The 18617-nt window shown below is 71.2% G+C and carries 19 protein-coding genes; 8 read left to right on the top strand and 11 right to left on the bottom strand.

The annotated features are described in order from the left end of the window. Positions 1–100: 100 nt before the first annotated feature. Complete coding sequence (locus tag JWP64_RS10275) at positions 101–505, top strand: NUDIX domain-containing protein (protein WP_297495177.1); 405 nt, start codon at positions 101–103, stop codon at positions 503–505. Positions 506–577: 72 nt separating this feature from the next. Here JWP64_RS10275 and JWP64_RS10270 read toward each other — a convergent pair whose 3' ends face one another. Further along, the gene (locus tag JWP64_RS10270) at positions 578–1081 is read right to left on the bottom strand and encodes a MaoC family dehydratase (RefSeq protein WP_297495175.1); all 504 of its coding nucleotides are present in this window, start codon (positions 1079–1081) and stop codon (positions 578–580) included. Positions 1082–1441: 360 nt separating this feature from the next. Here JWP64_RS10270 and corA point away from each other — a divergent pair, with 360 nt between their 5' ends. Both corA and JWP64_RS10260 read left to right on the top strand, forming a co-directional pair. Beyond that, entirely contained in the window at positions 1442–2509 is a 1068-nt protein-coding gene (corA, locus tag JWP64_RS10265) for a magnesium/cobalt transporter CorA (protein WP_297495354.1), read from the top strand. A gap of 65 nt (positions 2510–2574) precedes the next feature. Then, positions 2575–3570, top strand: a complete 996-nt coding sequence (locus tag JWP64_RS10260; protein ID WP_297495172.1) for a DUF5914 domain-containing protein — start codon at positions 2575–2577, stop codon at positions 3568–3570. Between the two features lie 2 nt (positions 3571–3572). Here the strand turns inward: JWP64_RS10260 and JWP64_RS10255 are convergent, their stop codons facing one another. After that, entirely contained in the window at positions 3573–4508 is a 936-nt protein-coding gene (locus tag JWP64_RS10255; RefSeq protein ID WP_366889705.1) for a class I SAM-dependent methyltransferase, read from the bottom strand. Between the two features lie 70 nt (positions 4509–4578). Between JWP64_RS10255 and JWP64_RS10250 the strand changes: the two genes are divergently transcribed. Then, positions 4579–5226, top strand: a complete 648-nt coding sequence (locus tag JWP64_RS10250; RefSeq protein ID WP_297495170.1) for a metallophosphoesterase — start codon at positions 4579–4581, stop codon at positions 5224–5226. Continuing rightward, positions 5226–6065 carry a chromosome partitioning protein ParB gene (locus JWP64_RS10245; RefSeq protein WP_297495168.1) on the top strand — a complete coding sequence of 280 codons (840 nt, stop codon included), beginning with the start codon at positions 5226–5228 and terminating at the stop codon, positions 6063–6065. Before JWP64_RS10250 ends, JWP64_RS10245 begins: the two co-directional genes overlap by 1 nt. 117 nt (positions 6066–6182) lie before the next feature. On the opposite strand, the gene ugpC is transcribed toward JWP64_RS10245, so the two are convergent. The 8 genes from ugpC to JWP64_RS10205 all read right to left on the bottom strand — a co-directional run bounded on the left by ugpC (position 6183) and on the right by JWP64_RS10205 (position 14816). Beyond that, positions 6183–7385, bottom strand: coding sequence for a sn-glycerol-3-phosphate ABC transporter ATP-binding protein UgpC (gene ugpC / locus JWP64_RS10240; protein ID WP_297495165.1), 1203 nt, complete (start codon positions 7383–7385; stop codon positions 6183–6185). Positions 7386–7397: 12 nt separating this feature from the next. Continuing rightward, positions 7398–8279, bottom strand: a complete 882-nt coding sequence (locus JWP64_RS10235) for a carbohydrate ABC transporter permease (RefSeq protein ID WP_297495163.1) — start codon at positions 8277–8279, stop codon at positions 7398–7400. Further along, positions 8279–9160, bottom strand: coding sequence for a sugar ABC transporter permease (locus tag JWP64_RS10230; protein WP_297495352.1), 882 nt, complete (start codon positions 9158–9160; stop codon positions 8279–8281). Before JWP64_RS10230 ends, JWP64_RS10235 begins: the two co-directional genes overlap by 1 nt. Before the next feature lie 104 nt (positions 9161–9264). Next, positions 9265–10650, bottom strand: coding sequence for an ABC transporter substrate-binding protein (locus JWP64_RS10225; protein ID WP_297495160.1), 1386 nt, complete (start codon positions 10648–10650; stop codon positions 9265–9267). 210 nt (positions 10651–10860) lie between these two features. After that, a complete protein-coding gene (locus tag JWP64_RS10220) occupies positions 10861–11382 on the bottom strand; it encodes a general stress protein (RefSeq protein WP_297495157.1) in 522 nt (173 codons plus the stop codon). A 175-nt stretch (positions 11383–11557) separates the two neighbouring features. Then, entirely contained in the window at positions 11558–12754 is a 1197-nt protein-coding gene (locus JWP64_RS10215) for an acyl-CoA dehydrogenase family protein (protein WP_297495154.1), read from the bottom strand. Positions 12755–12796: 42 nt separating this feature from the next. Further along, the gene (locus JWP64_RS10210; RefSeq protein WP_297495152.1) at positions 12797–13765 is read right to left on the bottom strand and encodes a CoA ester lyase; all 969 of its coding nucleotides are present in this window, start codon (positions 13763–13765) and stop codon (positions 12797–12799) included. A gap of 181 nt (positions 13766–13946) precedes the next feature. After that, a complete protein-coding gene (locus tag JWP64_RS10205) occupies positions 13947–14816 on the bottom strand; it encodes a PhzF family phenazine biosynthesis protein (protein ID WP_297495149.1) in 870 nt (289 codons plus the stop codon). A 42-nt stretch (positions 14817–14858) separates the two neighbouring features. Here JWP64_RS10205 and JWP64_RS10200 point away from each other — a divergent pair, with 42 nt between their 5' ends. Both JWP64_RS10200 and JWP64_RS10195 read left to right on the top strand, forming a co-directional pair. Further along, on the top strand, positions 14859–16193 hold the full coding sequence (locus JWP64_RS10200) for a CBS domain-containing protein (RefSeq protein WP_297495145.1): 1335 nt from the start codon (positions 14859–14861) through the stop codon (positions 16191–16193). Further along, positions 16186–16722 carry a DUF1003 domain-containing protein gene (locus tag JWP64_RS10195; protein ID WP_297495142.1) on the top strand — a complete coding sequence of 179 codons (537 nt, stop codon included), beginning with the start codon at positions 16186–16188 and terminating at the stop codon, positions 16720–16722. Before JWP64_RS10200 ends, JWP64_RS10195 begins: the two co-directional genes overlap by 8 nt. Positions 16723–16733: 11 nt before the next feature. On the opposite strand, the gene JWP64_RS10190 is transcribed toward JWP64_RS10195, so the two are convergent. Next, on the bottom strand, positions 16734–17195 hold the full coding sequence (locus JWP64_RS10190) for a MarR family transcriptional regulator (protein ID WP_297495349.1): 462 nt from the start codon (positions 17193–17195) through the stop codon (positions 16734–16736). A 223-nt stretch (positions 17196–17418) separates the two neighbouring features. Between JWP64_RS10190 and JWP64_RS10185 the strand changes: the two genes are divergently transcribed. Beyond that, the gene (locus JWP64_RS10185; protein WP_297495139.1) at positions 17419–18573 is read left to right on the top strand and encodes a P-loop NTPase; all 1155 of its coding nucleotides are present in this window, start codon (positions 17419–17421) and stop codon (positions 18571–18573) included. The last annotated feature ends 44 nt before the right edge of the window (positions 18574–18617 follow it).

Here is an 18617-nt window from a genome sequence, read left to right as displayed (position 1 = left end):
TTTTCGGGCAGATCCTCGTCGGCCGGCCCGATCCCCGGGTCCGAGCGGCCGATCTCCTGCATCGATCCATCCGGCCGGCCGTCGAGTAGCGTCCCGTCCGATGTCCGGCTCCGAGCGACGCGTCCCCTGCGTGGGCGGTCTCGTCTTCGACGCCCGCGGCCGGCTGTTGCTGATCCGCCGCGGCCACGATCCGGGCCGGGGCCTGTGGTCGCTGCCCGGCGGCCGCGTCGAACCCGGCGAGGACGACGCCGCCGCGCTGGTCCGTGAGATGGCTGAGGAGACGGGCCTCGTCGTCGTCCCGGGTCGGCTCGTCGGCACGGTCGTCCGCGGCGGCTACGTCATCGCGGACTACCTCTGCGACGCGGTCGGCGGCGAGCTGACCGCGGGCGACGACGCGGACGAGGCGAGGTTCGTCGACGCGGCGGAGTTCGCGGCGCTGGAGAAGGTCGACCTGCTCGCGGAGACCCTCGCGGAGTGGGCCGTCCTCCCCCGCGCCTTCCCGTGACACCCCTCCCCCGTCACGCACGAACGGCACCCTCGTGCGGTAGGTCCGCACGAGGGTGCCGTTCGTGAGAGATCAGGCCTGCGGCACCGGGCGGCCCGGCTGCTCCCCGCCCCGCGCCTCGCCGTAGCTCAGCTTCGGGACCATCACCTTGCGACGGAACGTGCAGACGACCGTGCCGTCCTGCTTGTACCCGCGCGTCTCCACGTACACGACGCCCCGGTCGTCCTTGGACTTCGACGGCGTCTTGTCCAGGACCTCGGTCTCGCCGTAGATCGTGTCCCCGTGGAACGTCGGCTTCGTGTGCTTGAGCGACTCCACCTCGAGGTTGGCGATCGCCTTGCCCGACACGTCCGGCACGGACATGCCCAGCAGCAACGAGTAGATGTAGTTGCCGACCACGACGTTCCTCTTGAAGTCGGTGGTCTCCTCGGCGTAGTTCGCGTCCATGTGGAGCGGGTGGTGGTTCATCGTGAGGAGGCAGAAGAGGTGGTCGTCGTACTCCGTGACCGTCTTGCCGGGCCAGTGCTTGTAGACCGCGCCGACCTCGAACTCCTCGTAATACCGACCGAACTGCAACGTCAACGCCTCCATCGCCGATGAATCTTCCGGAGGCGTAATCTAGCCGGTGGCCCGCGCTCCGGCGGGCGGCCCTGATCACAGGCCCGGGGGTTTGCCGGCCGTGCGATCGGGGACGGTGGACGAAGGAGGTGGCGCGATGGATCCCGCTCCAGGGTGCAGTACCGAGCGCGTCCCCGTCGTGACCACCGTGTGGAGCAGCTGAGCCCACGCAGCACGGCGAGGAGGCGCGACGAGCTCACCGGGTCGCCGCCGCCGAGCGGAGGACGACCCGTGTCCACTCTCCGCACGACCTCGACCCGTCGAGGTCCTCGTCGCAGGAGGTACCCCGTGCCGCCCCTGTCCTCCTTCCGCCCCGTCATCCGGGCCGCGGGCAAGCTGAACGGCCGTGCCGGTCAGGCCGTGCTCCCCCGCCTGCGGGTCCCCATGTCCGCGTACGTCGTGGACTGCGGCGTGTACGTCGACGGCGTCCGGCTGCCCGGTCGCTTCACCCACGACGCCGCGATCGACGAGGTCCGCGAGCGTGGCGAGGGTTTCGTCTGGATCGGCCTGCACGAGCCCAGCGAGGAGCAGATCACCGGCATCGCGGAGACCTACGGGCTGCACGAGCTGGCCGTCGAGGACGCCGTGCACGCGCACAACCGGCCGAAGCTCGAGCGCTACGACGACACGCTCTTCATGGTCCTCAAGACCGTCTGTTACGTCGGTCATGCCGAGCCCACGACGGCGAACGAGATCGTCGAGACCGGTGAGGTGCAGGCCTTCGTCGGGCGGGACTTCGTCGTCACCGTCCGGCACGGCAAGCACAGCGGCCTGCAGCAGGTTCGGCGCGCCCTCGAGGAGGACCCGGAGCAGCTTGCGCTGGGCCCGTCCGCCGTGCTGCACGCGATCGCGGACCACGTCGTGGACTCCTACCTCGAGGTCACCGAGGCCATCGAGGACGACATCGACGAAATCGAGGCCGAGGTCTTCGCCCCGCGCTCGACGATGGACCCCGAGCAGATCTACGTGATGAAGCGCGAGATCCTCGAGCTCCGCCGCGCCGTGATGCCGCTGCTCAAGCCGCTCCGCAAGATCACCGAGGGCTACAGCTCGCTGATCCCGCACGAGGTCCGCTCCTACTTCCGCGACGTGGAGGACCACCTCTCGACCGTCGCCGAGCGCGTCGCGGGCTTCAACGAGCTCCTGACCACACTGGTGGACGCGGTGCTGGCCAAGGTCTCGATGCGGCAGAACTCGGACATGCGCAAGATCACCGCGTACGCCGCGTTGATCACCGTGCCGACGATGGTGGCCGGCATCTACGGGATGAACTTCGACTACATGCCCGAGCTGCACTGGAACTTCGGCTACCCCGCCGTCCTGCTCCTCATCGCGGTCGCCTGCGGGCTGCTCTACCGCAACTTCCGCCGCAACAACTGGCTCTGACCCGCCCGCGGATCGGGCCCCACCGTCGAGTCGCAGAGCCGGCGGCGCGGTCCTAGTCTCGGCGCGTGGAGCAGCGTCAAGCCCGAACTCCGTTGCGCCGGCTGCGGATCCCACCCTGGGCCGAACAGGAACCGTCGTGGCGGGACGCGTCATCGGCCCTCATCCGGGCCGCCACCGAACGGGCGGCGGCCCGGCCGTCCGGCGGCTGGTTCGTGCTCGCCGGCAGCCGGGAGGTCCGCGGGGACCGCGCCTACGGGCGCGTCGTCGCGGGACGTGAGGTCGTCGCGTGGCGGGACTCGGCCGGCGCGCTGCACGCCGGTCCCGGCGCGTGCCCCCACCTCGGCGCCGCCCTCTGCGACGCCCCGGTGCACGACGACGCCCTGGTCTGCCGCTGGCACGGGATGCCGCTCGGCCCCGGTGGCCGGCCGGGCTGGGCCACCTTCCCGACCTTCGACGACGGTGTGCTGGCCTGGGTCCGCCTCGACTCCACCCTGCCCGACGGCGAGCAGCCCACGGAGCGTCCCTTCCTCGGCCCGCGCCCGCCCGGGGCCGGTGCGTTCGACGCCGTCGCCACGGTCATCGGCCGCTGCGAGCCCACGGACGTGCTCGCGAACCGGCTCGACCCCTGGCACGGCGCCTGGTTCCACCCCTACTCGTTCGCCACGTTGCGCGTGCTCAGCGCCCCGCGTGCGGACTGCCGGCCGGCCGAGGACCGATTCCTCGTCGAGGTCGCCTTCAAGGTCGCGGGCCCGTTCGGGGTGCCGGTGCACGCCGAGTTCAGCTGTCCGGACCCGCGCACGGTCACCATGGAGATCGTCGACGGCGAGGGCACCGGATCCGTCGTCGAGACGCACGCGACGCCGCTGCGCCCCGGTCCGGACGGGGCGGCCCGGACCGCCGTGATCGAGGCCGTCGTGGCGTACTCGGGGCGGCCCGGCTTCGCGCACACGAAGAAGGTCGCGGCGGCGCTGCGGCCGCTCGTCGCGAGCACGGCGAGGCGGTTGTGGCGCGACGACATCGCCTACGCGGAGCGGCGGTACGCGCTGCGCGCCGACCGCTGAGGTCAGGACGCCGCGGGGCTGCCGGCCGGCGGCGTCTCCGTGTCGTCGCCGAAAGCCGTGGCGTCGCCGTACCCCATGTCGTCCGCGCCGCCGTCGCGCGCGGTGTAGTCCGGCGTGTGCCGCGGCCGCGGGCTCGGCCGGGGCCCGGCGCCCTCCGACGGCGTCGGCACCGGGTCCCGGAGGACGGCGTCCTCGGCCGGCCGGCGCCCGAGGAACGTGTGGACGACGTGCTGCTGCCAGCCCGGCATCGTCTGCACCCGGATGTCGGTGAACCCGGCCTTCGCCATCCGCGCGGTGAAGGCCTCGACGCCGTCGAAGCGCCGGACGCTGCGCCACAGGTAGCGGTAGAGGCCGGTGTCCCCGCTGCGGATCTTCGCCATCGGGATGATCACGGACCAGGACACCAGGTTCCACACGATCCGGCTGCGCACGTGGTCCCGCACCGAGTACTCGTGGATCGCGACCGGCGCACCCGGCTCGAGCAGGTCGAAGATCTGCCGCAGCCCCGCGTCCGGGTCCGGGAGGTTGCGGACGAGGTAGGCCGCCAGGATGGCGTCGAACGGGCCGCGGACGCCCTTCGCGGGTAGCTCGCTCAGCGTGGAGTGCACGAACTCGACGCCCGGGGGCCAGTTCTTCATCTTCGCCTGGCGGAGCATGCCCGCCGACGCGTCCACCGCGACGACGTCCGAACCCGGTGCGGCCCCCAGCAGGGCCTCGGTGGACGCGCCCGTCCCGCAGCCCAGGTCGAGCAGGTGCAGCCCCCGCCCACGCAGGCCCATCCGGCGCGCGGAGAGCCGCAGGTGCTCGTGGTATCCGGGGTTCGCGCCGACGAGCTTGTCGTAGCTGTCGGCCTGCTCGTCGAAGGCGTGCGCCATCGTCGAGGGTCCCGGCGACTGCGACGGCGGCGACTGGGGTGTCACGGACTCCTGACCGGTCACGCCCCAATCCTGACCCATCGGCGCTCCGACCGCACCCAAGGACGACCCGCGCGCCGTACCCTGACCCGCAATGGTCCGAACCCTGGCCGTGAGCGACGAGGAGGTCGCCGGGCTGCGCACCGCCGCTGCCCGGCGGTACGACGTCGCCCTCGTCCTGGGCGCCGGGGACCTGCCGTCCGACTACCTCGCGGACCTCGCGAACACACTGGACCGCCCGGGCGTCATGGTTCCCGGCAACCACGACCAGGACCTCAGCGGCTTCTCCCAGCGCCGCGGCCTGTGGATGCGCGCGGGACACCCGTGCGACTGGCCGGGGCCGGCGGGGTTCGAGAACGCGGACCTCAGGGTCGTCGACGTCGCGGGGCTGCGTATCGCGGGCCTCGGCGGCTGCCTGCGCTACCGCCCGGGGCCGAACCAGTGGAGCGAGGCCGAGCAGGCCCGGCGCGCCCGCAGGCTGGTCCGGATCGCGCGCCGGGCGCGGCGGAAGGACGGCCGGGCCGTGGACGTCCTGCTCACCCACGCTCCCCCGCGGCACTGCGGGGACCGGGAGGACGGGCCGCACCGCGGCTTCGAGTGCCTGCACGCGCTCGTCGAGGCGTTGCGGCCGCGGCTGCTCGTGCACGGGCACATCCATCCGCACGGCGAGCCGGTCCCGGACCGGATGCTGGGCTCCACCAGGGTGGTCAACGTCGTCGGGCGCAAGGTGGTGGACGTCTAGTGGAGACGGGTTTCCCGCAGGCGGACGCGGAGCACGACTTCCTGCGCACCCGTCGCCGTCAGGTGCTGTCCCGCCTCGCGTCCTGGCTGCGCCGCGAACCCGACGACGTCTCCGACATCCTGCCCTTCGACGAGGTGGTGGCCGCGCTGGGCCGCACCGGTGAACGCCGGCTCGGGCTCCAGGTGATCGCGCTGGAGTCGATCGTCGGCAGCGTGGATCGCACGAAGGACTTCGACCGCTCCTTCCGCCCCCGTACGCCCCGAACCCGCGAACGCTGGGAGCGCCTCGCCCGGGCGCAGCGGCGCGGGGAGACGATCCCGCCGATCGACCTGTACCGGGTCGGCGGGCTGCACTTCGTCCGGGACGGCCACCACCGCGTCTCGGTCGCGATCGCGCTCAACCTGCGCTCGATCGAGGCGAGGGTCACCGAGGTGACCACGAAGATCGACCCCAACGGAATCGTGCACCGCGGGGACCTCATCACGAAGGACCTGCGCCGCGTCTTCGTGGACCGGGTACCGCTGCGCGGCAGGGCGCTGGAGTCCATCGAGGTCGCGGCCCCCTGGGCCTACGCGGAGCTCAGCCAGGCCGTGGAGGCGTGGGGGTTCCGGCTCATGCAGCACGAGAGCCGTTACCTGGACCGCGAGACCGTCGCGCGGCGCTGGTGGTCCGAGGAGTACAAGCCGGTGGTGCGGATGCTGCGCCAGGCCGACCTCATCGGGGACCGCTCGGACGCCGACGCCTACCTGCAGCTCGCCTGCCAGCGCTACCGCCTGCTCCGTACCCACCGCTGGGACGACGAGGTCGTCGACCAGCTCCGCGCCCACCCCACCGCCTGACCCCCGCGAGTCGGCACCCCCCGTCGCGCGAGTCGGCACTTCCGGTCGCGCGAGTCCGCGATCCCGGAGATCTCCCGGGATCGCGGACTCGGACGACCGAAGGTGCCGACTCGCGGATCAGGCGGTGACGGGGGCGGCCTCGCGGGTGGTGAGGTTCTTTCCGCTGTTCGGGTCGAACACCTGGATCTTGCTGGTGTCCACCCACACCTCCGTCGACCGGCCCTCGGTGGCGGTGGAGGCCGCGGAGAGGCGGGTGGTGAGCGTCCCCGCGTCCCCGCCCGGGACGTCCGCCGTGCCGGCGTCCGCGGCGAGGTCCGCGAGGTCGTCGGACATGGCCTGCTCCCCCTGCACGGTGAAGTAGGCGAACTTGTCCGAGCCCATGGACTCGAGCACGTCGACCTCGGCGGTGAAGACCGAGCCCTTCGGCCGCTGGTGCTCCTCGACGAGCGCGGCGTCCTCGAAGTGCTCCGGCCGGATGCCGACGATGAGCTCGCGCGGCGCGTCGGACGCCTCGAGGTTCCGGCGCAGCTCGTCGGAGAGCGTCAGGTCCCCGAGCGACGTCCGGAACACGCCGTCCTCCAGGGTCGCCGGCAGGAAGTTCATGGCCGGCGAGCCGATGAACCCCGCGACGAAGAGGTTGTTCGGGCGGTCGTAGAGCTTCTGCGGCGAGCCGATCTGCTGCACCACCCCGCCCCGCATGACGACGATCCGGTCCCCGAGCGTCATGGCCTCGGTCTGGTCGTGCGTGACGTAGACGGTCGTGGTCTCCAGCCGCTGCTGCAGCTTCGAGACCATCGTCCGCATCTGCACGCGCAGCTTCGCGTCGAGGTTGGACAGGGGCTCGTCCATGAGGAACGCCTTGGGGCTGCGGACGATCGCCCGGCCCATCGCGACGCGCTGGCGCTGGCCGCCGGACATGTTGGCGGGCTTGCGGTCCAGGTGCTGGGTCAGGTCCAGGATCTGGGCGGCGTCGTTGACCTTCTTGTCGATCTCGGCCTTGTCCATCTTGGCCAGCTTCAGCGGGAAGGCCATGTTCTCCCGCACGGTCATGTGGGGGTAGAGGGCGTAGGACTGGAACACCATCGCGATGTCCCGGTCCTTGGGCGCCTTCTCGTTCACCCGCTCGCCCGCGATGCGCAGCTCGCCGTCGGAGATGTCCTCCAGGCCGGCGATCATGTTCAGGGTCGTCGACTTCCCGCAGCCGGACGGGCCGACCAGGATGATGAACTCGCCGTCGGCGATCTCGATGTTGACGTGGTCGGCGCCGAGCGTGCCGTCCGGGTACCGCTTGACCACGTTGTCCAGGACGATGTCAGCCATGTCGGTTGCCCCTTAACCCTTCACTGCGCCGGAGGTCAGGCCGGCGACGATCCGGCGCTGGAAGAACAGCACGAAGATGATGATCGGAATGGTGAGCAGGACGGCCGCCGCGGCGATCGAGCCGGTGGGTTCGGCGAACTGCGAGGCACCGGTGAACTGCGAGATCGCGACCGTCGCCGTCTGGGACCGCGTCGTCGAGGTCAGGGACACGGCGAAGAGGAAGTCGTTCCAGCAGAAGATGAACACCAGGATCGCCGTGGTGAACACGCCCGGCGCGGCCAGCGGCACGATCACGGAGCGGAAGGCCTGCAGCGGCGTCGCGCCGTCCATCTGCGCGGCCTTCTCCAGCTCCCACGGGATCTCGCGGAAGAACGCGGAGAGCGTGTAGATCGACAGTGGCAGGGCGAACGTGATGTAGGGCAGGATCAGGCCGGGCCAGGTGTCGAACAGCCCGACCGCCCGCTCGATGTTGAACAGCGGACTGACCAGGGAGATCTGCGGGAACATCGCGATCAGCAGCGAGATGCCGACGAGCACCTTCTTGCCCGGGAAGTCCAGCCGCGCGATCGCGTAGGCGGCCATCGTCCCGATGACGACCGCGAGCACCGTCGAGATGATCGCGATCCCGATCGAGTTGATCAGCGCCGACGTGAAGAGGTCGATCGCGAAGACCTGCGCGTAGTTCTCCAACGTCCAGGCCCGCGGGATGAAGTTCCCGTCCGTCACCGTGTCCGCGGTCTTGAACGACAGGCTCAGGATCCACAGCACCGGGATCAGCGCGTAGAGCAGCACGATCAGGTTGGCGATGGACCACCAGAGCTTCTTGTTGTCCGCCGTGCCCGACGAGCTCGCCGAGCGAGCCCGCCGGGGCTCCGTGGCCGTCGCGGTGGCCATCAGCGCTTCCCCTCGTCGGATCCGGGTGCCGCGGCCCCGAATATCTTGATGAACAGGAACGCGATCACCGCGACCGCGATGAAGATGAGCACGCTGATCGCCGAGCCGATGCCGAGGTTGAACGCCTTGAACAGGTTGTCGTAGCCCAGCATCGAGACGGACCCGGTTCCGTTGGAGCCCTGGGTCAGGATGTAGATGTTGTCGAAGACGCGGAACGCGTCGAGCGTGCGGAACAGCAGCGCGACCAGGATCGCCGGCTTCATCATCGGCAGGATGATCTTCGTCAGCCGCTGCCAGGCTCCGGCGCCGTCGACCTGGGCGGCCTTGAGCAGGTCGTCCGGCACCAGGGCCAGGCCCGCCATCAGCAGCAGCGCCATGAACGGCGTCGTCTTCCACACCTCGGCCAGGATGATGATCGCCAGCGCCGCCACCTGGTCCGTCAGCGGCGCGGCGCCCTCGGGAAGCAGCGCCGCGAGGTAGCCCTTGTCCGGGGTCCAGGCGAACTGCCAGCTGAACGCCGCGACGACGGTGACGATGCCGTACGGGATCAGCACGACGGTCCGGGTCAGTCCACGCGCGACGATCGTCCGGTGCATGATCAGCGCCAACGCGAGGCCGAGCACGAACTCGATCGCCACCGAGATCACCGTGATGATCACGGTGACCAGGAACGCGCTCCACCAGTAGCTCGACGTGAGCACGGCGGCGTAGTTGGTCAGCCCGGCGAACTGCTGCTCACCGGGGAACCGCAGGTCGTAGCGCTGCAGCGAGAGCCACACCGCGTAGATGATCGGGTAGGCGGTGACCAGCACCATGATGATCGCCGCCGGTGCGCAGAGCAGGAGCCCGAGCTTGCGCTCGGCCTTCTTGCCCTCGGACAGCGCGGGCTTGCCCGGCTTCCGGTGGGCCGCCGGCGACGAGGGCGCCCGTTCGGGAGGGGCGGCGGGTTCGGTGCGCTGTGTGGACGGTTCGTTCGCAAGGTCGCTCACGGGACCAGTCCCTCCGAGTTCTCCGCGCGGACGACCTGATCGGCCATCTCCCCGACGACCGCCTGCGGGTTGATCTGCGCGGGCGGGTTGAGCAGGTCCGACAGGACGATCGAGATGCTCTGGTAGGCGGGCGTCTTCGGCCGGACGCTGGCGTCGTCCAGCGACTCCTTGATCGCCTGCCAGGCCGGGTACTCCTGCTGGAACGAGGGGTCGCCGTACAGCGCCTCCAGCGTCGGCGGGACGCCGGCGTCGGTGGCGTTGCGCAGCTGGTTCTCCCTGCTGCGCAGGCACTGGACGGCCTCGTAGGCGAGGGCCGGGTGCAGCGACGTCGTGCTGACGGCGAGGTTCAGGCCGCCGATCGTCGGCTTCGCGGGGGTCCCGGGCGTCACCGACGGGTAGGGCGCCCACGCGAACTCGTCGATGACCTTCTTGCCGGTGTCCGTGCCCGCCGGCCTGCCCTGGTCGTCGATGAACGTGCCACCACCGCCGCCGTCGGGGGGCGGAGTGTTGATCGACGCGTAGACGAACGGGTAGTTGATCTGGAAGGCGGCCGTGCCGGCCTCCATCGCGAGCCGGCCGTCGTTCTCCTTCGCCACGGACAACGACGGATCCGACGCCGGTGAGGCCGCCACCCGCTGCATGATCGTCGCGGCCTTCTCGGCGGCGCCCCTGCTCGGCTCCTGGCCGATGAGGACGGTGCCGTTCTCGTCGACGATCTGACCGCCGGCACTGTTGATCATCGTGTTGAACCAGACCGAGAGGCCCTCGTACTGCGCGCCCTGCACCTCGATGTAGGAGGGCAGGCCCTTCTGTTGCAGGGCCTCCGACATCGAGATCATCTCGTCCCAGGTCTTCGGCGGCGTCGGGGCGAGGTCCTTGCGGTACCAGAGGATCTGGGTGTTCGTGTTGAGCGGGGCCGCCCAGAGGGCCCCCTTGAACGTCGCCGTCTCCAGCGGGCCCGCGAGGGTGCCCTGGGTGACCTGCGCGGCGACGTCCTCGGGCAGCCGGGTGATCCAGCCCGCGGTCGCGAACTCCGCGGTCCAGGTGACGTCGATGCCCATGATGTCCACGGCGGTGTCCCCGGCGACGAGCCGGCGGGCCAGCTGCAACCGCTGGTCGTCCGCACCCTTGGGCAGGGTCTGCGGGACGATCGTGTAGCGGCCGTTCGCCTGCGTCGTGCAGTCCGCGGCCGCCTCGCCGTACTGGGTCGCGGCGTCCGCGGGCGTGTAGAAGTTCAGGACCGGCGGCCCGACCGCGCCGCTGGAACAGCCTGCGATGGCGGCCGACGACAGCAGCGCGGCACCCGCCGCCGCCCACGTGCGCCGTCTGCCGGCCCGCGTCCTGTCCGGGCCATGGGCCCGGCCTCCCGGCGGCTGCCCCATCACGGCCTCCCGTTCACGGCCACCGCGTGCCCGCGATCGCGGCAGCCCGGCGACACACTCCGTCGTGTGACTCCGGTCACGGAGGGCGACCGGTACGCCGCAACCTATGTCCCCCGAAGCGGCCTCGCAATCGGGGGAGACGGGCGATACCGGACCGAGACGTGAAAGGGCGCGTCCGGTCCGGACGGACCGGACCGAAAGGGCCGGAGCTCAGGAGGAGGTTCCGGAATTCCCGCTCATCGCGAGCTTCGCGAGCACCTCGCGGGCCTTCTCGGCATTGCGCGGCTGGCACAGCACGTCGTAACGGCCGGCGACCATCTGGCTCGCCGAGGTGAAGTCCCGACGGCCGTGCGTCATTCCGTAGCCGACTGCGGCGAACGCCAGGCCGAACACGGCGCCGCCCGCCGCGACGAGCAGCGCGAGGCCCAGCCCGGCGCCGCCGGCGAGGCCGAACACGAGCCCGACGAACAGGCCGAACCAGGCGCCCGACAGCGCACCCTGGAGCAGCACACGGCCCCAGGTGAGGCGTCCGATCACGCGCTCGACGAGCATCAGGTCCACGCCCACGATCGTCACGTCGCGGACCGGGAAGTCCGTGTCCGCCAGGTGGTCGACCGCCCGCTGCGCCTCCTCGTAGGTGGCGTAGGAGCCGACCGGCCAGCCGGTGGGCGGGGTGGGCAGGTTGGGCAGCCCGGGCGCTTGGCGTCCGGGGCCGCCGAAGGGGGTGGTCACGGGCTCTCTCCTCGAAACATCGGGCACCGGGGACATCCGGCCCCACATCATCTCAACGACCGACCCCACCCCGCAGTGCCCAGCACGCGATCACGATCGGGCCACAAGCCGGAAACGGACGAACGGCACTCTCGTCCCAACCTACGGGGCGAGAGTGCCGTTCGTCCGACCTGGGTCAGCCGCGGAGCTTGTACTCCTTCAGCAGGCCCCGGCTGATGATCGTCTTCTGGATCTCGCTGGTGCCCTCGCCGATCAGCAGGAACGGCGCCTCGCGCATGAGCCGCTCGATCTCGTACTCCTTGGAGTAGCCGTAGCCGCCGTGGATGCGGAAGGCCTCCTGGGTGACCTCCGCGCAGTACTCGCTGGCCAGCAGCTTGGCCATGCCGGCCTCGACGTCGTTGCGCTCGCCGCGGTCCTTGAGCCGGGCCGCGTTGACCATCATCAGGTGGGCGGCCTCGACCTTGGTGCCCATCTCGGCCAGCTTGAACGCGATCGCCTGGTGCTCGGCGATCGGCTTGCCGAAGGTCGAGCGCTGCTGGGCGTACTCGGCCGCGAGCTCGAAGGCCCGGATGGAGATGCCGCAGGCGCGGGCGGCGACGTTGACCCGTCCGACCTCCACGCCGTCCATCATGTGCGAGAAGCCCTTGCCGGCCTCCCCGCCCAGGATCGACGACGCCGGGATCCGGAAGCCGGAGAACACGGCCTCGGTGGTGTCGACGCCCTTGTAGCCCATCTTGTCGATCTTGCCGGGGATGGTGAGCCCGGGCGCGACCTCCCCGAAGCCCGACGGCTTCTCCACCAGGAACGTCGTGAGGTTCTGGTACGGCTTGGGCTTGCCCTCGTCCGTCTTGACCAGCAGCGCGATCAGGTTCGACGAGCCGCCGTTCGTCAGCCACATCTTGGCGCCGTCGATGACGTAGTCGTCACCGTCCTTCTTGGCGCGGGTCTTGATCGCGGCGACGTCCGAGCCGAGGTCCGGCTCCGACATGGAGAAGGCACCGCGGGTCTCCCCCAGCGCCATCGCGGGCAAGAACTTCTGCTTCTGCGCTGGAGTGCCGTGGTGCATCAGCATGTACGCCACGATGAAGTGGGTGTTGATGACGCCGGAGACGCTCATCCAGCCGCGGGCGATCTGCTCGACGACGAGGGCGTAGGTCAGCAGGGACTCGCCCAGGCCGCCGTACTCCTCGGGGATGGTGAGGCCGAAGAGCCCCATCTCCTTCATCCCGTCGACGATGTCCTGCGGGTACGCGTCCGCGTGCTCGAGGGCGGTCGCGTGCGGGATGATCTCCTTGTCCACGAACGTCTTGACCGTGGAAAGGATCTCTTCCTGGATGTCGGTCAGGCCGGCGGTCTGGGCCAGGCGGGCCATGGTGTGTTCCTCCTCGTCGGATGCGTCAGCCGGTCGGGGTGCTCACGCCTCCGGCGGAGTCCACTTGTCGGTGCGCTTCATGCCGGCGGCCCGGCCCTTGCCCGAGATCACCAGCGCCATCTTGCGCGAGGCCTCGTCGATCATCTCGTCACCGATCATCGCCGAGCCCTTCTTCCCGCCCGCCTCGGACGTGAAGTACTCGTACGCGTCGAGGATGTTCTCGGCGTGGTCGTAGTCGCTCTGCAGCGGGCTGTACGTCTCGTTGGCGGCGTCGATCTGGCCGGGGTGCAGGACCCACTTGCCGTCGAAGCCGAGGGCGGCGGAGCGGCCGGCCACCCGCTTGAAGGCGTCGACGTCCCGGATCTGCAGGAACGGGCCGTCGATGGCCTGCTTGTCGTGCGCGCGGGCCGCCATCAAAATGCTCATCAGGATGTGGTGGTAGGCGTCGCCGACGTCGTAGCCGGGCGGCTGCTCGCCCACGACCAGGGACTTCATGTTGATCGACGCCATGAAGTCCGCCGGGCCGAAGATGATCGTCTCGACGCGCGGGCTGGCCGTCGCGATCGCGTTGACGTTGGTGAGGCCGAGCGCGTTCTCGATCTGCGCCTCGATGCCGATCTTCCCGACCTCGTAGCCCATCGACTTCTCGATCTGGGTCAGCAGCAGGTCCAGGGCGACGACCTGCTCGGGCGTCTGCACCTTCGGCAGCATGATCGCGTCGAGGTTGGCGCCTGCGCCCTCCACGACCTCGGTGACGTCGCGGTAGGTCCACTCGGTGGTCCAGTCGTTCACCCGGACCACGCGGATCTTGTCGCCCCAGCCGCCCTCGTTGAGCGCGGCGACGATGGTCTTGCGGGCACCGGGCTTGGCCAGCGGCGCGCACGCGTCCTCGAGGTCCAGGAAGACCTGGTCCGAGTTCAAGGTCCGGGCCTTGTCGATGAACTTCTGGCTGGAGCCGGGAACGGCCAGGCAGGACCGGCGGGCGCGAAGCTGGGTGCTCTCGGACGTCACGGGCGGGACTCCTCGTCGAGTGCTCGGATCAGGCGGTGCGGAACTGCGTACCTGAAGACTGCCCTGGATGCTGACACGTCCGCGACCCCCGGTGCGCCCTCAGGTGATTGGTTTCTCACCCACGCGAGGTGGACCGGGGTTACCGGCGGGTCGCCTCCTCCGACCGAAGGAGGCCGTCCGGTCAGGGCAGCGCCACCAGTTCACCTCGGGAGACGGCGACGACTCCGCCGCGGACGGCCGTCCCGACCGCGCGGCCCCCCTCGGCGCGGACCGTGACGTGCAGCGTCGAAGGCCGCCCGATCTCCGCGCCCTGCGAGACCGTGAACGCGGACTCCCCGTCCGGCTCCAGCAGCCCGCGGTCCACGAGGTGGACGGCCAGCGCCACGGCCGCGGAGCCGGTCGCAGGGTCCTCGGCCACCCCCACCTCGGGCGCGAACATCCGCAGATGCACCCGTGTCGCGTCCGCGGAGAGGCTGTAGACGGCGAGGCCGACGAGCCCGTCGGTCTGCGCGCTCAACGCCTCCGGGTCCGGCTCCAGGCGCGCGACGGCGTCGTCGTGCACGGGGAGGAAGGCGAAGGGGATCCCGGCGGCCGCGACCCCGGGGGCCGCGGCGCCGTCGACGTCGTCCGGGCTCAACCCGACGGCGGTGGCGAGCAGGGCCGCGTCGAGGTCGTCGCCGACCTCGGGCGAGCCGCCTGCGACCTGAGCCCCGGCCTCGCGGACGTGCACCGGGAGCAGGCCCGCACCGCACTCCTGGACGACGTCGCCGCGCCGGATCACGCCGTCGCGGGCCAGCACCCAGGCCGCACCGACACTCGGGTGCCCGGCGAACGGCAGCTCGCGCGCGGGGGTGAAGATGCGCAGCCGGTAGTCCGCGCCCGGCCCGGTCGGCTGCAGCGCGAAGGCGGTCTCGGACAGGGCGAACTCGGTCGCGACCGCCTGCATCTGCTCAGGCGTGAGGGAGTCCGCGTCGTGGACGACGGCGAGCGGGTTGCCGGCATAGGCCCGGTCGGTGAACACGTCGACGACGTCGAATCGCAGGTTCGGCACGGACGGACACCCTAGGGCGTGTCACCGCTCTAGGCTGCGCCCATGGGGTCCGCACGCATCTTCGTCGCACGCATGGCGGGGCTCGCCGTGTTCGGGCCCGACGGTGAGCGGATCGGCAAGGTCCGGGACGTCGTGGCCACGCTGCGGGTGGACGCGACACCGCCGCGGGTGCTGGGGCTCGTCGTCGAGCTGTCCACCCGGCGCCGGATCTTCGTGCCGATGCTGCGGGTCGCCGACATCGATCCGACGGCCGTCACGCTCGCGTCCGGCTCGGTCAGCCTGCGGGGCTTCCACCAGCGCCCCAACGAGACGCTGGTGCTGGGCCAGATGCTCGATGCGCCGGTGCGGTTGCGGGACTCGGGCGAGGAGGCCGTCGTCGTCGACGCGGCGATCGAGCCGCTGCGCTCCCGGGACTGGGTGGTCGGCCGGCTGGCCGTGCGCGCCCGGCGGCTGCGGCTCACCCGCCGCGCGCAGGTGCAGGTGCTGCCGTGGAGCGCGGTGCAGGGGCTGACGCTGTCGGACCGGCAGGGCACCGAGGGCCTGCTCGCCGTCTTCGAGACGATGCGCCCCACGGATCTCGCCACAGCGCTGTCCGAGCTACCCCGCAAACGCCAGCACGAGGTCATCGACAGCCTGGACGACGAGCGGCTCGCGGACGTCTTCGAGGAGCTGTCCGAGTCCGAGCAGCGCACCCTGCTGGGCCACCTGGACTCCGAACGCGCCGCGGACGTCCTGGAGGCCATGTCCCCGGACGACGCCGCGGACCTGCTGCACGAGCTCCCGGACGAGGAGGCCCGCCGGCTGCTGGGACTGATGGAGCCCGAGGAGTCCGAGCCGGTGCGGCGGCTGATGAGGTACTCGTCGGACACCGCCGGCGGCCTGATGACCCCGGAGCCGATCATCCTTCGCCCCGACGCCACCGTCGCCGAGGCGCTGGCGCAGATCCGGAACCCGGACATCCCGCCGGCGCTGGCCAGCATGGTGTTCGTCTGCCGGCCGCCGACCGCTACGCCGACGGGCCGGTACCTCGGCTGCGTGCACGCCCAGCGGCTGCTCCGCGAGGCGCCGTTCGAGCTGGTCGCGGGCGTGGTCGACGCCGAGCTGGACCGGCTGGCACCCGACGCCACGCTCGGCGAGATCACCCGCTACTTCGCCGCGTACAACCTGGTCGCGGCCCCGGTGGTCGACGGGGAGGACCACCTGCTCGGCGCCGTCACCGTCGACGACGTGCTGGACCACCTGCTGCCGATCGGCTGGCGGGACCGGATGAACGAGCCCGGGGGCGGGGCGGGCCGGGGCGGCGCCGTGGTGGACGGGGTCCTGGCCGCCGTGCCCCCGCCTCCACCCGCGGACCGGAACGGAACGGACCATGCCTGAGCAGCAGACGTCCCGGCGGCTGGACCAGCCCCGGCTCGGCCGCCGCCGGTTCGAGCTGGACCCGGACGGCTTCGCCAGGCTCTCCGAGCGGGTCGCCCGCTACCTCGGCACCGGGCGTTTCCTCGCGATCCAGTCCGTGGTCGTCGTGGTCTGGATCGGGCTGAATCTCGTGGCGTGGCGGATCCGATGGGACCCCTACCCGTTCATCCTGCTCAACCTGGCCTTCTCCACCCAGGCCGCCTACTCCGCCCCGCTGATCCTGCTCGCGCAGAACCGGCAGGACGACCGGGACCGGATCGCCCTCGAGGAGGACCGCCGCCGCGCCGAACGCACGAAGGCGGACACCGAGTACCTCGCCCGCGAGCTCGCGGCGCTGCGGATCGCGGTCGGCGAGCTCGCCACCCGGGACTACCTCCGCGGCGAGCTGGAGCGGTTGACGGCGACCCTGCAGGCCGCCGTCGACGGTCAGCCACCCGCGCGCGACCGCGACCGTTCCCGGCGGGCGGGCCGCTCGGCGGCGGGTGACTGACCGGGGCGCTCCTACTCGGTCGCCTTCCGGCCCGGCGGGTCCTGGCCGGCGGCCAGCGTCCGCCCGATCCGCTCCATCGTGGCCAGGTCCGCCGGCTCCAGGTGCCGGACGAAGTGGCGTGTCACCCCCCGCAGATGGGTCCGCGACGCCGTCCGCAGCCGGTCCAGTCCGGCGGGGGTGAGCAGCGCGGCGACCCCCCGGCCGTCGTTCGCGACCCGTTCCCGCCGCACCAGGCCGGAGCGTTCGAGCCGGTCCACGAGCCGGGTCACCCCGGAGCGGGACAGCAGCACGGCGTCCGCGAGCTCGGTCATCCGCAACCTGCGTTGCGGCGCCTCCGCCAGCTGCACCAGCACGTCGTAGGCCGCCAGCGAGAGTCGCTGCTCGGCCTCCAGTTCGGTCTCGAGCGCCCGGGTGATCGTGGCGTGCGCGCGCAGGAAGGCCCGCCACGACGCCAGCTCCTCCAGGGAGGGCACCGTGCGCGGCGCCCTCCCCGGATCCTTGCTGTTCCCCCCGTGCGCGGACCTGAGTAGCCCCTGTGGGGCGTCAGCGATGTCCGTCACGTCCACAGATGCTACGGATGCGCGGGCCGACGCGGGGCCGGACGTAGCATGGAACGAGCCCACCGGGCGCGAGGGAACCACCACGTCGCCACGTACCCGGGCATGCGTCGCAACGGAAGGTTCAGCGGAGACCCAGATGTCCGTCATGGGAAACACCAGCACCGAGACGATGGAGCAGGCCGTCCGGGCCGCCCTGACCAAGGTCGAGGACCCCGAGATCCACCGGCCCATCACGGATCTCGGCATGGTCAAGAGCGTCGCCGTCTCGCCGGACGGCGTCGCGGCCGTCGGCGTCTACCTCACCGTCGCCGGCTGTCCGATGCGCGAGACGATCACCTCCCGCGTCACCACCGCCGTCATGGACGTGCCCGGGATCCGCGACGTGCGGGTCGAGCTGGACGTGATGAGCGACGAGCAGCGCACCGCGATGCGCAAGAGCCTGCGGGGGGACTCCGAGGAGCCCGTCATCCCGTTCGCCCAGCCGGGCTCGCTGACGCGCGTGTACTGCGTCGCCTCCGGCAAGGGCGGCGTCGGCAAGTCCTCGGTGACGGTCAACCTCGCCGCGGCGATGGCTGCGAAGGGTCTCAAGGTCGGCGTCGTCGACGCGGACATCTACGGCCACTCGGTGCCGCGGATGCTCGGCACGGACGCCCGGCCCACCAAGGTCGACAACATGATCATGCCGCCGCAGGCGCACGGCGTGAAGGTGATCTCCATCGGGATGTTCGTGCAGGACAACACCCCGGTGGTGTGGCGCGGCCCGATGTTGCACCGCGCGCTGCAGCAGTTCCTGGCGGACGTGTTCTGGGGAGACCTGGACGTCCTGCTGCTGGACCTGCCGCCCGGCACCGGTGACATCGCGATCTCCACCGCGCAGCTCATCCCCAACGCCGAGCTGATCGTGGTGACGACGCCGCAGCAGGCCGCGGCCGAGGTCGCGGAGCGCGCGGGCTCGATCGCGCTGCAGACCCGTCAGCGCATCGCCGGCGTCGTCGAGAACATGTCCTGGATGGAGATGCCCGACGGCTCGCGCATGGAGGTCTTCGGGTCCGGCGGCGGCCGGACCGTCGCGGACTCGCTGACGAAGGCCCTGGGCGCGCCGGTGAAGCTGCTCGGCCAGATCCCGCTCGAGCCGCGGCTGCGGGAGTGCGGGGACTCGGGCACGCCGATCGTCCAGGCACAGCCGGAGAGCCCCGCCGCCCAGGCGCTGCTGGGCATTGCGGACACCCTCACGGTGCGGAGCCGGGGCCTGGCGGGGATGAGCCTGAACATCTCCCCCGTCCGCAAGTAGTCTCCTGTCGATCTACACGAACGGCACTCTCGCTCAGACCTGCT

The sequence above is a fragment of the Pseudonocardia sp. genome, from assembly GCF_025465255.1.
In the GTDB taxonomy this organism is placed as follows: Bacteria; Actinomycetota; Actinomycetes; order Mycobacteriales; family Pseudonocardiaceae; genus Pseudonocardia.
Note: the sequence above shows the minus strand (reverse complement) of the source record. Positions and strands in the feature narration are given on the sequence as shown.